This is a genomic window from Lamprobacter sp. (assembly GCF_034860625.1).
Classification (GTDB): domain Bacteria; phylum Pseudomonadota; class Gammaproteobacteria; order Chromatiales; family Chromatiaceae; genus Lamprobacter.
The window spans coordinates 13,170-26,699 of record NZ_JAYESN010000021.1 but is presented as its reverse complement, the minus strand read 5'-3'; the positions used below and the strand labels follow the sequence as shown (position 1 = coordinate 26,699).

The following is a 13,530-nucleotide window of genomic DNA, read 5'->3' as shown; positions in this document are numbered from 1 at the left end:
GGGCTTCGAGGCCAATCGCAACGCCCTCGTCTGGCTGAAGAAGCTTACTAATCAGGAGCAAAAATGCCTTCTTCATCCTTGCCTGCCAACGTTGGGCTCCGCAGGGTGCGGGCTTGCATGCTCGTCAGGGCTGATGAGTTCCTTCACCATCACTGCCGCTCTCTGCAACCCCTCTTTTACTGCATCCGCGTCTTCCAGAGCAAAAGCCTGAAGCACCAGCGACTTCGTCGCAGCTTCGCGATCCTGCGGCGCCCGAATGCCGATTCTGACCCTCGGCATGAAGCCGTCGTTACCAAGCGCAGAGAATAACGAACGCAGCCCCTTATGCCCACTGTCACTGCCCTTGCGCTTGAGACGAACATCGGGAAGCGCCAAGTCGGCATCATCGTGGACGACGATGATGCGTTCGGGAGAAAGGCCTAACCGCCGCCGAGCGCGCTCTACGACTGGTCCTGTTAGATTGATAGCGGTCTCTGGCTTGAACAGAACGGCTTGGTGACCGAAGACTACCACCCGACTCATCGCGCCATCACGATCCGAAATCCAATCGACCGAAAACTGCTGTGCCAGTAGATCCAGGGCTTCATAACCGATGTTGTGCGGAGTGTCGGCATATTTCTCGCCGTGGTTTCCTAACCCAACCACCAGCCAAGCATCGGGAGCAGTGTCTGCGAGCCCCTCAGGTAGAGCTTCGATGACAGTGTTCATGGCTTTCATTTCTTCACGATGCTCCGGTGCCGGAACCACCGGAGTAGATCGGTTTATGGGTTGGGCAATCGGCGAGTCGAGCCGTGGACAATTGTCGCAAAAACGGTTCCATCCACAATCCTGAATCCAGCAAGTAACAGGTTGCTCGTGGGCAAGCAAGAGACGGATCAGATGATCGACACGGTTGGTACCCTTCAGCAGTACAAGATCTCCAGGACGCAATTCTGCCTCGAGAAATCGATGGGCGTCCTCGATCTCAGTGAATCCCGCTAGTCTGTCCTCATTACCATTACTGCGGGCTTTTAGAGCGCGCAAGGCATGCGGCCCCACAAAAATGACGAGATCCGCGACCTCCATCGCGCGTCGCGCCACCTTCGGGTACAACTTAGAAGCCGATAGAGAGTAGTCCGACAGTGTTCCGATGACTGCCACCTTGCGTTCGGCCCGAGCTTCTCGAAGGTAGTCGAAAACCATCGGAAGCGAATAATGCGGAGCCTTGTAATCATCACGAAGAAAGGTCATACCATCCTTGCAAGACACGAGCTGCATTCTTCCGGGCGTGGTCGGTGCATCCTTGAGCGCAGCCATGCATTCTTGTATTGGCAGGCCTGCGGCAAGGCCAATGCCGATGGCTGAAAGGATAGGAACCGTAAGGTGGATACCATGGACGCCCGTCACACAGGTGTACGTCTGACCCTGAAACTTGATACGCAATGTCAGTGGATCTGGATAGGTAGAATGCTGCTCTAGGACTCTCAAGTCGGCTCCTGCCGAAGCGCCAAACCAGATGCATCGCACCGAGACCCGTTCGCCAACAGCACGAACCAAAGGATCATCGATATTGAGCACAGCGGTGCCGTCGTCTGGCAGCGCCATGATCAGCTTGCCCTTTTCCTCAGCAATGGCTTCCATGGTGCCGAAAGCCTTGATGTGGTCACGTCCTACCACCGTCATCGCCGCGATGGATGGACGCACCAAGTCGATCCTCTTATCGATGGTGCCAGGCCCACTTGTGGCAATTTCAAATACCGCAAACTTGATGCCGTGATTGATGGAGATAATTTCACGGGATATATCATCCAGGTAGTTCAAGCTTAAACGGTTACCCCGTGTGCTAGCCTTTCTACTTAACACCGAAACCGCAAGATCTTTCGTCGTTGTCTTGCCGACTGAACCAGTGATACCAACGAATACCGTATCAATGAGGCTTGCACGTTTGCGGTACGCACGAATCAATGCATATCGCTTGTTCCATTCTTTCCAGCGCCAAGCGAACGCAAGCTTCAATCGAGTTAGCAAGCTCATAGAGATCTCCGTCGGCAACTCATGAAATTATTAACGAAAAAGACTTGATAAAGGCGCTTTTACAAGAATACTATTTTAACCCACCATCATTCTTTTTCATTAGCTTCAGCCTATTGTGCTTACCATAAGCTAAAAACCGTCTTTTTTACATGCTTACTCACGATTTAATGCCAAACGCTTCACAAAGAGCATTGCAGATTACATTAGGGTAGCAAGTCATACCCAAAGGAATACCAGACGCCATTTGTACCAAATGTTCTCCAGGAAGATGGTTGGCTTCGATGAGGAGAGGCCCCTCCGTTAAAATAGCGACGTCCCAGCCTATGATTGGGACTAGTGATTCTAGATGCTCGTGAGCTGCTATACACAGTTGAACCGTTTCTTTCCAAAAAGGCAAATTAACTCCCTTTATCATAGCCTGGGTGGTGGGGTTCCTCTCAAAGAAAGGGAGAGGATAAACCCCGGTTTTCTGTATCGCTTCGCTACATGTGCCAGTCATTAAGTCAACACCGCTAGCGAGTCCACCTTTATCAAAATTATCAACATCGACATCACCAAAAGGTATACGCAATGCCGCAGCTAGCAGAAGAGCTGGACGTCTTTGCCCGTTCCGCACAGTCATTATTCGCACAGTACTTAAACAGCCATTACCCATGGAACGCACGGCTGGATGGTTTATAAGTCTCGGTTGCAAAAGATACCTTTCATTTTTCTCTACAGCAGAATTGCGAACATAACCTAGTAACTCTTTAGTATTCAATTTGTGATCAAAACACTTGTTTTCCCAGAGAGGGTGATGGCTGCTTGAACAAAATCGCCAAAGTGTTATATCATTCCCAGCTCGCCCCTGATTTGGCTTTACAATCAAGTCTACATGAGGAAGATCAATCTCTGAAAAACAAGCCTTTTTGCTGTCATCGTTCAAAATAACAGCATAGCTTTTAACAACACTCAAACCGTTTGATGAACACCACCCCTCAAAAGCAATTTTGTCTGTAAAGATCACATTATCAGCCTGCTGGGGGAGGCGTTGTACTAGCACCTGAAGTAATTTGCCTGATTGATCCGTATACTGATAGCGCTTTGCTCGGCGGTCAACCTGAAAAAGATGGTATTGATAGTAGGTAACAGGACTGAGATCTGTGCCTATCACAAGCTTAACAAGATCAATTAGTTGGCGTATCTTGCCTACTCCATAAGTTGACTGTACTTCTTCACCATAAAGCCTTAATGCCAACACACATGCCTTGATGCTAGTTACAGGCGACAAAATAAAGTTTAAAACGAGTAATGCTCGTTCATTTAGCGTTCGTGGTTTTGCCCACCATGCCCAAAATAGCCATCTACGCAGTTCTATGAGACCTGAGTTAGGACGGCATAAAAACCACCGAGCAACAAATGAGGGTTTCGGACGATACCAATAGGGAAAGCTTTTCGATTTGAAATATTTCATTTTCATTTTAATGTTTCCGAAAATAAGCGTTATGCTTTATAGTCTGTTTCTACATGCGTATTTAAAAATATCAACCTCATTTTTTTACTACACTTTGAAAACAGTCAGTTGGCGACCCTAAAAATTCAAAGTAAATAGCATGAATTTCGACAGATTGCGGCTCTCCAGGATTTCAGGATGGGTGTATGATTTCTGAATGGGACACTATAATCGGAACATGCATGTATTATTTAAGCTATCAGAGGGTAAGATCAAAAGGCCATCGCCAATTAAAAACTTTATTGAAGTCCCTCAGTAATCTATTTTAATTCGCCATACGAGAAGCCGCTTTCATTTTAACACCATTATTGCAGATGGCAACTAAAGAGAACACTTAACAATTCTCCATATTGAAGACTTTCCTTAGGCGCTGTACATGAATTAACTACCTGATATCTCAACTTTGGCCATTTTGATGGCCTGCCAGGGCGCTAACTGCCTGAATAACCGTGAAGGAGAAATTTTAGAGGGGGTCGGGAAGCCTGAATCCTCCAAAGTAGACCCTCGCTAATTTTTTATCACACCACAAGTCCTTTATATAAAAGGCATAGGGGCGTGGAAAGATGGCCAAGGTTGAGTGATATATAATTAATCACTATGGACTGTAAATCCATAGTATGAATTACGACTGAAAGTCGCGATTTCGGTTAAAAAACGACCCAAAGTAGATACTGACTTAAGACAGTTATTCTAAGAATATAAGTTTTCCAAATCCTTTCTTAAAGGACTGAATAGTTCTCCGCGGCCAGGAGGCTTGCTTTGTCTTGTGAGCATCGAGGAAACGTAATTGCCCCAAATCATTATCAACAAGGTTCTGCCGTATATACTGGGCTGTGCGATATATTAAATAGTTGTCATTTCGCTTCTCCCAGATCTCTTCAAGTTCGGGGATCTGGCACTCGGGAAGCACGTTAGGATAGCAATTCTGGATATTTTTCCAATAGGCTAAATCTCGCTCATCAGAACAGACAAATATTGATGCCTCTTTAGGGATTTTATTCTGTCGCAAAAATTGCATAACGGCCTTTGGTGACGTTCGCGAGTCTGCGACATCATTTCTTCGAATATGCATGCCGAACCGAAAGCACCCTTTGGTTTTCACGATGTTTTGTCCGATGACGCGAGATTCGTTTGAAAACCCCAAAAATCCTTTGGCTTCAGACCGCCAACTTTCCGGTAACCATTGCCCGAAAATGGAAGGGCCGCCAAAAGCTTTGCAGATGCACCTTGGGTTGTCTTCGATGAGGGTTTGGGGGATGTATTGCCCGCCCTCCACAATAGCAACCTCCGACTCTCTTAGGTTTAGGTCGCTTTCATCAGCGCACTCAGCAAGAATTGTAAAATACAAATTCCAATTAGTTTTCCCTGCTACACCTCTATTGTGAATAGGATTAAAATAAAGAGGAGGAAGTATTGGAATACGTCCCATAGTTTTGGCCTCATAGATCAGGCATTTTAAAATAACCGACATGTGGCCAAGACCGGGTTGGTTTGTGTCCATTCGTTTCCAAGTATACTTCAAATAGTAATTTTGTGTTGCTGGGTTCATTGGTCTAACTCTTCGTAACTAGAAGATGCAGCTATGAAAAAATGGTCTTGCCTGCTCGGTGTCTTCGAGCCGTTGATTACGGTGGGTTGCTACGTTTTGACCAGCCCTTTTAAGCTCGGTCTTGGCACTTTTCCAGCAATTCCCGCCGAAAATTTTTCCTATAATAAATAGATTCGCTTGAGCGGTTTCCTATACAGCGTCTTAGAATATTCAACTTACTTTGTAACTATTCAGGCTACCCAAACTGCGCTATGCTAAAGCTATGATGCTGCACTGCCCCACACAAACCAGCCCTTTTAAGGTGCCGTTCTCGCCCCTGTCGCAACTGTTTGATTACACAAACACTTATCCTGGGGCTGAGCACCCACTCCAACTCGTTGCTGCACACGGCGACGTTCGTAAATAACTGATCTTGAATGTTGTTTTTATGCACCTTAAAAGGGCTGCCCCCACACAAACCAAACCCATATCGCATAAGCCATGCGGAAAAAAAACACTTTAATGCTAACAAGTTTGGACGGATTCGGCGACCATATCTAGCAGCGTGTTAGAAAGCTGAAGGCCGGCGCCAAAAGACCAGCCGCAACTTCAATAAGGCTCAACAAGAACCTTGGGGGAAATTATGCCTACGTATGCACTTTGGACTCAGCTGCTCAATATTTTTTTGCTTATTTCTATTTTGGTGATTCTGGTATGGGTGTTCTATAAAATAAAAAAAATTCACATAGCGAGTTACAAAATACTAAATGACGCTAGCAAAGCTCGCCGAGAAAGCGCTGCGATATTCACGCAGTTGCAGTCTCTCAGCGGACTGGAAAAAATGCTAGATTTATCATGGCCACTGCCACTAATGCGGGGCTGGGCAGGTTCGCCTGATCTCCTCCTGACAATCGCTGACACCGTTTTAAGTCATAAACCAACTACCGTAGTCGAATGCAGCTCAGGTGTATCTACCTTGGTGATAGCGCGGTGCCTGCAGATTAACGGAGCTGGCCACCTTTACAGTCTTGAGCATGAAGATAAATATGTGCAGAAAACGATCCAGATGCTTGAAAAGCACAATGTCGAAAACTGGGCGTCCGTTTTGCACTCAAAACTCAAAAAATATGAGAGCGGTGAACTGTGGTATGACGATTCTGTAATGCCGGAAGATTTGGAGTCGATCGAGATGCTTGTAGTTGATGGGCCTCCCCATAATATAGCGCCACTTGCAAGGCTGCCGGCGTTTGAGCGTCTCTTGCCGAAGATGGCAGAAAAAGTCATAGTAATACTTGATGATGCAGCACGCGAAGCAGAGACGGAAATTGTTAAGCAGTGGTTAAATATAGAGCCGTCTTTCAAATCAACATATCTTAATCACGAAAAAGGCTGTGTTATTTTGGAACGTGGCCATATTTAGAAGCATAAGTCCTTTTGGTATCTTTTTATAATCGAGTTCGGATGCTGATCAATAATATCGATATTCAACATTGCTAACCACTGGCTTGCTAGTTTTACTCTAGCCAAAAACGCTGCAAGCGTTTCACCACTAACAGCGGCCACCCGGGAACAAAGAGCTTTAGGAATTGGCCAAAAAATGGCCGTGATTGCTGTGCATCATAGGCAACCCGCATGATCTTTCGATGCAAGTCAGCCTTGATGTAAACTGATTCAGCGCGGGCATTTGCATTGCGTAATAGCAGTCCTGTATAGAGGCGATTGAGGTAGCTGATGCGTCGTGTAATCAACGCCAACGCTGATTCGCCGGCGGCTGGGTTATCGTAGATCCTACGGCAAAATGCTACATCACTCGTCTTTGGTGTGTAGTCGAGAAAAGCCGCATGTAGTGTCGCCATACGTTGAACTAGCGCAGCAGAGACATCGGGAGGTGTCAAATTCTTGCCCGCACCTGTGATCCTTCTTTGCACCAGTGATTGCGGCAAGTTTTGCATCTTTGTCACCAACGCCAAGCGCATCCAAAGTTCGTAATCCTGAGCTCGAGGAAAAGTCTCGTCATAACCTCCAGATTGCTCAAGAATACTACGCCACACCATGATCGTTGGATGCGAGAGGGCACAATCAAATAGGGTCCGCCATAATGTCAGGCCAGGAGAGGAAGGTAAAAGCCAGCGCTCCTGGGACTCTCGTCCTTGATCATCAATCCGAACGATGCCTGTTCCTAGCACGCCGACATCTGGGTGCGCCTTGAGGAAGTTGCGTTGAAGCCGGAAACGTGACGGTTGACTTATATCGTCGGCATCCATCCTTGCAATCAGAGCGCCTTTCGATTCTTTTATGCCTCTGTTTAATGCTACAGGCAGTCCAAGATTTTCTTGATGAAAGAGGCGAATCCTTGAATCCGTTTGACTCCATAAAACAAGATCGTCAGCACTACCATCAGTAGAACCATCGTTGATAATAATGAATTCAAAATCTTCAAAATCCTGATTTAGAATACTCTGAACCGCCTCAGATAGAAATGGACGATCATTATAAACCGACATCAAGACACTGATTTCAGGCGACGCCATCTCTTATCTCCTCAGTCCAAATTTTTATGCTGGCCTTGCCTTACCTGCGGTATTGCAGCGACTTAATAGAACCCCTAAAAACAAACGCATCGCTGCACGAGGGCGTCCAAGCAGTGGATGCCATATTTCCGGCTGACTAAACAAAATCCGAAGGACCAGACAACCATCACCGCTATCCCAAGCGCGACGCGCTTCGGTGATATTGCGGCGGGCCAAAAACCGTAATGCTTCGGAATTGAGTGGAGATGGCTGTGCACGTACACGTTGCCGTTGAATCATGTTTACTCGCCAACCAGCGAGTGCCTGCTCTCGCCCTTTTTTCTCTGTGATGCTGTTAGTTGAATAGCAAAGCCGATAAATCACATCAAAATCAGCTACGCGTTTTGCCTGATGAACCTTCGTAGCTACGCGGCTTGCAAGCTCTCGGTCTTGGGAACGTGTAAGGCTTTCGTCCCAAACGCCGACTTGCAGTAACAACGAACGTTTGTAGACTGCTGCTGAGGTATGAAGGTAACGCAGAACAACTTCCGCTACATAAGGTACGTCTTCGAGATTTGGTCCTAAGTCTACTTGAGTGGAGCGGCCGTTATCGACTATCCAGCCAGAGTAAACCAGGTCAAGATTTGGATTGGACTGATAAGCATCAATGGCGGCTTGGATCTTGTTAGGTTTCAGCAGATCATCAGAATCAAAAAATAAAAGATATTCTCCTTGCGATTGATAAAATCCTTTATTTCTTGCTGCAGGAGCGCCGCTATTCTCTTGAATAAGGCAGATGCCTTGTAAATCTTGAACGCTTCCTTTTTCCATAAACCATTTTTTTACGATTTCGGCTGTTTTATCAGTCGATCCATCATCAACGACGACAATCTCAATAGGCCGGTATGTCTGCTCCGCAACACTTTCAAGTGCATCACAGATAACATCAGCACGATTGAATGCTGGAATAATAACACTCACAAGCGGTGCAAATTTGTTCGGCGGATGCGCTATTGATGCTTCTTTTTTAATCATTATTTTTCTCGGATTGCTTTATATTTTCAATCATCTTAAGATCTCAACTGTTAATTATAGAAATCTTTTCAGAAAGATCGGAACGGAGTAGATGCTCATATTTTGGGAGTAGCCCTGTTCGCTGCCAATGATTATTAAGTTTTGATGGTTTCAAATTTGCGACATCTTTCACTTCTTCAGTTGTGCGTGCGTTTATAATTGCTGAATTGGTTTTTTTTCCAAAATACTCATGCGCAACCTCAAGACCTAGATTTTAATCATCTCGCTCTCTAAACGCTTAATGCAATCGCATGCGTATAGCGCACGGGCCTGAGATGATAAATCTGCTCCCAAACATGGGGACCAAGATCATTCACATTCTGCGCAGGACCAAGATAATCTATTACAAAATTTGTAAATGTTACATCTTCTGGCGATTTATAAATCGTCTCGAGATGTCTTTCATGATATCTTCGGCTCCACTTCTGACTTTAAACTTGTTGGCAAAAAGACTTGCTATCCTTTCGAGCACATCACGGTAAACAAAGATCCGATAGTCACAGGACTCAAGAGCATCGATTCGACTTTCTCGATGATAAAGGCCCATAAATTGAATCCTGCTTTTTGATTGATCTATAGCGCTCCGATGAGGTGATAAATCAAGAATCAATCGCTTAAACGCGGTACTAGCATTTTTCCTGATATAACAGTATGCGATTTTTTATCTCCAGCCTCAAAAACATAGTGACTTTCTCCAACATTACGTGGCCGACACCCTAAGAGGGTCATTGCTCGATAATACAAGCAAGCACGCTTACTGCGATTGTCAAATCCTATGGACATCAATTAAATACCAAATTAAGTTTACGGTTAGCATTGATCATAACTCCACCCAATACCCAGCAGCTATGTCAGAAAAGCTACCAGTTAGCCTATAAAATACTGTCGCTTAGGCTTCGTGACGTGGCCCGCATGCCAAGGGTGGACGAAGTTATGATCAAGGCCCAGCCCTTTTAAGGTGCATAAAAGCAACATTTAAAATCAGCGACTTACGATTCCATGTGAATCTGCCGGTCACCGAACCACGCGATCCGTCGCAAGCACCTTGACGAAGAATCAGGGGCTTGCAGTCAGGTGAATTTCGTCACCTTAAAAGGGCTGGATCAAGGCCTTACGGTTTATCTTGATCAAACTACCCAAAGCATAATTATCGATAGAGTTGCTCAAACTTAGTTATCATAGTTTCTAGTGAAAAACGATCCTCCACAAAAAAACGTCCTCGTTTTCCAAAAGCATTGATCTGAAAGCGATTGCGCGCAAAGTATTCTATCGCATCTGCTAGCGCTATCACATTCTTCGGCGCACATAATATACCCGTTTTCCCATTAATCAAGCTATCTGAAACGCCACCAACATCACAAGCAACAACAGGTAAACCTGTCGCTTGAGCTTCGGCAAATACTACGCCTTGAGTTTCAACTTTTCCGGTTTTTGCTTCAACACCACTCAGTGTAAACAAATCCGCGTGATACATTTCCTCGATCACCTGATTACTTGACGCTGATCCCAGCAACTTAACGCTATTCATCAGACCAAAATCGTCGATCTGCTTTTCCAACATCGATCTTAGCGGGCCTTCTCCAATAATTCGCAGGCGACTCAATACGCCGCGCTGCTTTAAATGCGCAAATGCTTCAATCAGATAACGATGTCCTTTCATTTCATCTAAACGTCCTACTGATAAAACCTTGAGAGGCTGATCTTGACTGTTAGCGGGCCGTTCACGATAAGCAAACCTTGTAAGATCTATTCCCATAGGATTGATCGATATCTGATCTTCCCTTGCTCCCAAAGCCAACAGTCGGCGCCGCATAAATTGAGAACCCACTGTATGAATAGCTTCAGTTGCAAACAGGTCATGATATACATCTTCTCCGAGAGATCTCGGCATGGCATTGGCGTCATAGCCGTGCCAGGTGACTAGCATCGGGGGTAAAAAACGGACAAAGGGTCTAATTCTCTCAAGACGTGCAGCTAGGGTACCGAAATGAACGTGAATCAAGTCAGGTTTAAGAGCATCAACTTTTTTAGCGATGTCCAGCGCAAGCAAAAGGCTGCGACGTGACCACGGGTTGGTTTTCAGTAATAAACGAAAACGGTTAGGTGATTCTAGCAAGGCGCGTAACGCTCTAACTAGCTCATCTGTGATTGATTGTGATTGTTCAATATAGATACGCGTGATCTTGAATTCATCAAGCTTTTGCAGTTCTTGTTGCTGGATATCAGCATCCATACTCCGAGCGATCACTGTGACCTGATGCCCTCGGCGAGCCATACCCAGCACATGTTCGCGAACAAACGTCTCAGATCGAGCTGGAAACAAATGAGTGAGAACACAGAGGTTCATTGTAATGTCAAATTTATATTTTTTTACTGAGCTTTCAAACTTTTTCAAGCTCTATACAAAAAACTGATTTAATTAAATACCAAGGCATATGATTTTCGCGCTTGAGCAGATCATACATAACCCTTGGGTAAAGATACTCTTTTCGCAGCATTTTTGAAGATTTAAAGCTATGCTTTATTAAATGGCCCCATAATTCCTCGACTGATTTCTTGAAATAAAGATAATCTGCTTTTTGATAGTCGGCTTTTTTAGATGAATCTTCATAAGGTAGATGCGCGTAGCTTGGATAAGAACGATGAATCGCTTCATCATGCAGCTTATTACTAAGAAAGTAAGATGGCTCGACGCTGGTCAGAAAATCGTAAACATCGCGATCCAGATAAGGGCAATGCACAGATGGGATGTGCGCCATGATTGCCAGTGGGATTTGACTCACGCCACGGCGTGTACGATTCCAAAAAATGAACGAGAGCATTGGATTTGTTGCTTCGCTGTGGCGCCATAGCTCTTTTACGACGCGCTCCACCGCAATCTCTATTGAGGCTTTATCATAAAAGGATGATCTCAGGAAAGTCTTGTTGAAACCTTCACTCCCGCCTTCGGTAAGCACGATATGCGCCAATTCTTCGAATCGGTTCTCTTGGTAGAGCTTGAGTTTACGCTCGTTGGCCATGAATCCGCCTGAGATCACGCTCCCGGCCAATCCGTCATAAAGTGTATTAGTGCGGCCCTTGAGATACGCGGCTAATGGTAATATCCAACTATGCGATCCGCCGCAAAAATTACTCAGGTGCGCCTCTTTGAGAACAGCTTGAAACCAAGACGGGGCTTTTTCGATCACTTGGTGCTCGATGTTCATGGCATCGGCGACCAGCGCGGCTATGCGCGCGTCTTCATTGGTAGCGGGCGGTCGATACTCCAGCGTGACGCAGGATTGCGGTTTAATCCCATTGGCCTCAAGTGCAAACAGGATGTGCCTGGAATCTCGGCCCCCACTGAGAGGAAAGACGAGATTGTCGTCTCTCGGTATACGCTTGCGAATCGCCTGGTCGAAAAGATGAGCGAATTGATCCGCTGCTTCATCGAACGAGATTTGAGCGTAAGGACCCCGCCGTATTGGCAACTCAGGTGAATCGATTTGCAGTTGCCCCTGCTCCCACATCAGGGTGCTTCCCGGCGGCAATGCCCGCACCGCTTGGAACGGCGTGTCATCTCCAACCGGATGGCCCATGCGCAAGATGACCGCAAGCGCAGCATTGTCCAGGTCTCTCGGCACATCGCCCTTCACAACTTCTTCAAGACTTGGCGAGATCCGGATAGTGTTGTCATAGCTGGCATAAAACAGCGGCGAAAAGCCGTAAAAATCATTGTGGACGATCAAACGGCGACCGTCCCAATGCCATTCGACGAACAGGCCATCTGGCCGGTCTGGATCAGTGCTCGAAATCTTCTCGCCGATCAGGCAATCGCTGACGCCTTCAACCTCGACATGGTCACCGAGGAACCGTGCGAAAAAAAAGGGACGCTGTTCTTGCCCAAGCATATTTAGATCATAAGGCGTCATGCTAACTTGGCCTTATGTAAGACAATTTTTGTGACATTCGGAATAAAGCTCATTAGGGTGCCGGGATCATACCGGACTGTTTTCGCCACGACCTTCCAATCGATCCCGGCGCGTTGTCGCGCCTGATGCAACAGATTTGCGGTAAAGGTGTAGCGCGTACGCGCTAGATGATCTTTCACATGCGCACGTTGGCGTTCGTTCAAAGGAACCTCTTTCAAAACGACCTTGCACATCTCGATATAGCTGACTGTGAAGGATAACGAACGCTCCGACCCCCACCCCGCGCTATCGAAAATATTGATACCCTTCCCTTCCTGGGCATAGCGCTTCGTAGAAAAGGCCACAGGTCCGACCTGCTGACAGAGCTTGAGCTTGAAGATGCGATCTTGGCCGTTGTAGACCTGCTCGTTGTAGCGAATATCCGGCGCGATCGCCTGACGATACATCATGGTCGAAGGGCCGATGATGTTGCTGCGATAGACGACGAAATCGAAGAAATCGCCTTGGAAGGCGTACAGTTCGCGTTCTGAGTCGATCAAACGGTGGTCAGCGGTCTCCAGGGTTGCTCCCGGACCGGAACGCCAGTCGAAGCGGGAGCCGTCGATGTCAGCACGCTGGCTGTTGCCGAAGAACAGGTCGTAGCCTAGATCCAGGGCATGAACGGCATCGGCGAGGTACGACGGTTGTAGCTCATCATCCGAGTCCAGAAAGGCAACATAATCGGTTTCCGCCGGCAAATTCGCCAGGGCCGTATTGCGGGCAGCACCGGGGCCGGCATTCGGCTGCTCGATGATGCGAATCCGTTCCTGATCGCCCTTGAGGTCTTTCAACTCGTCTCTCGCCGGCACCGGCGCGCCATCGTCAACCACGATGATCTGATAGTCATCGAAGCCCTGCTGGGCAAGCACCGAGCGGACCGTGTTGCTAAGGATTCCTGCGCGCCGCTGATAATAAGGGATCAGGACGGCGACCTTGTGCGCCTGCGTGCTCATCGTTCTATTT

At 46.8% G+C, this 13,530-nt stretch carries 10 protein-coding genes; 1 reads left to right on the top strand and 9 read right to left on the bottom strand.

What is annotated here, in order from left to right:
* Nucleotides 1–72 precede the first annotated feature (72 nt).
* The 3 genes from pth to VBE63_RS07755 all read right to left on the bottom strand — a co-directional run bounded on the left by pth (nucleotide 73) and on the right by VBE63_RS07755 (nucleotide 5,054).
* Nucleotides 73–2,013: an aminoacyl-tRNA hydrolase gene (pth, locus tag VBE63_RS07765; protein ID WP_323682445.1), complete on the bottom strand. Its 1,941-nt coding sequence runs from the start codon at nucleotides 2,011–2,013 to the stop codon at nucleotides 73–75.
* 157 nt (nucleotides 2,014–2,170) lie between these two features.
* Nucleotides 2,171–3,472, bottom strand: a complete 1,302-nt coding sequence (locus VBE63_RS07760; RefSeq protein ID WP_323682444.1) for a sugar-transfer associated ATP-grasp domain-containing protein — start codon at nucleotides 3,470–3,472, stop codon at nucleotides 2,171–2,173.
* A 718-nt stretch (nucleotides 3,473–4,190) separates the two neighbouring features.
* Nucleotides 4,191–5,054, bottom strand: a complete 864-nt coding sequence (locus tag VBE63_RS07755; protein ID WP_323682443.1) for a hypothetical protein — start codon at nucleotides 5,052–5,054, stop codon at nucleotides 4,191–4,193.
* A gap of 622 nt (nucleotides 5,055–5,676) precedes the next feature.
* Between VBE63_RS07755 and VBE63_RS07750 the strand changes: the two genes are divergently transcribed.
* Nucleotides 5,677–6,453, top strand: a complete 777-nt coding sequence (locus VBE63_RS07750) for a class I SAM-dependent methyltransferase (protein ID WP_323682442.1) — start codon at nucleotides 5,677–5,679, stop codon at nucleotides 6,451–6,453.
* Between the two features lie 94 nt (nucleotides 6,454–6,547).
* Here the strand turns inward: VBE63_RS07750 and VBE63_RS07745 are convergent, their stop codons facing one another.
* The 6 genes from VBE63_RS07745 to VBE63_RS07725 form a co-directional block, all read right to left on the bottom strand.
* Nucleotides 6,548–7,564 (bottom strand): glycosyltransferase, encoded by a 1,017-nt coding sequence (locus tag VBE63_RS07745; RefSeq protein ID WP_323682441.1) that lies wholly within the window; start codon nucleotides 7,562–7,564, stop codon nucleotides 6,548–6,550.
* A 24-nt stretch (nucleotides 7,565–7,588) separates the two neighbouring features.
* Complete coding sequence (locus tag VBE63_RS07740) at nucleotides 7,589–8,578, bottom strand: glycosyltransferase family A protein (RefSeq protein WP_323682440.1); 990 nt, start codon at nucleotides 8,576–8,578, stop codon at nucleotides 7,589–7,591.
* A 400-nt stretch (nucleotides 8,579–8,978) separates the two neighbouring features.
* Entirely contained in the window at nucleotides 8,979–9,275 is a 297-nt protein-coding gene (locus tag VBE63_RS31330) for a sulfotransferase family 2 domain-containing protein (protein WP_416274518.1), read from the bottom strand.
* 489 nt (nucleotides 9,276–9,764) lie between these two features.
* Entirely contained in the window at nucleotides 9,765–11,012 is a 1,248-nt protein-coding gene (locus VBE63_RS07735; protein WP_323682439.1) for a glycosyltransferase, read from the bottom strand.
* Entirely contained in the window at nucleotides 10,999–12,528 is a 1,530-nt protein-coding gene (locus tag VBE63_RS07730) for an asparagine synthase C-terminal domain-containing protein (RefSeq protein ID WP_323682438.1), read from the bottom strand. The genes VBE63_RS07735 and VBE63_RS07730 overlap by 14 nt, the downstream gene beginning before the upstream one ends.
* Entirely contained in the window at nucleotides 12,525–13,520 is a 996-nt protein-coding gene (locus tag VBE63_RS07725; RefSeq protein WP_323682437.1) for a glycosyltransferase family 2 protein, read from the bottom strand. The genes VBE63_RS07730 and VBE63_RS07725 overlap by 4 nt, the downstream gene beginning before the upstream one ends.
* Nucleotides 13,521–13,530: the final 10 nt, after the last annotated feature.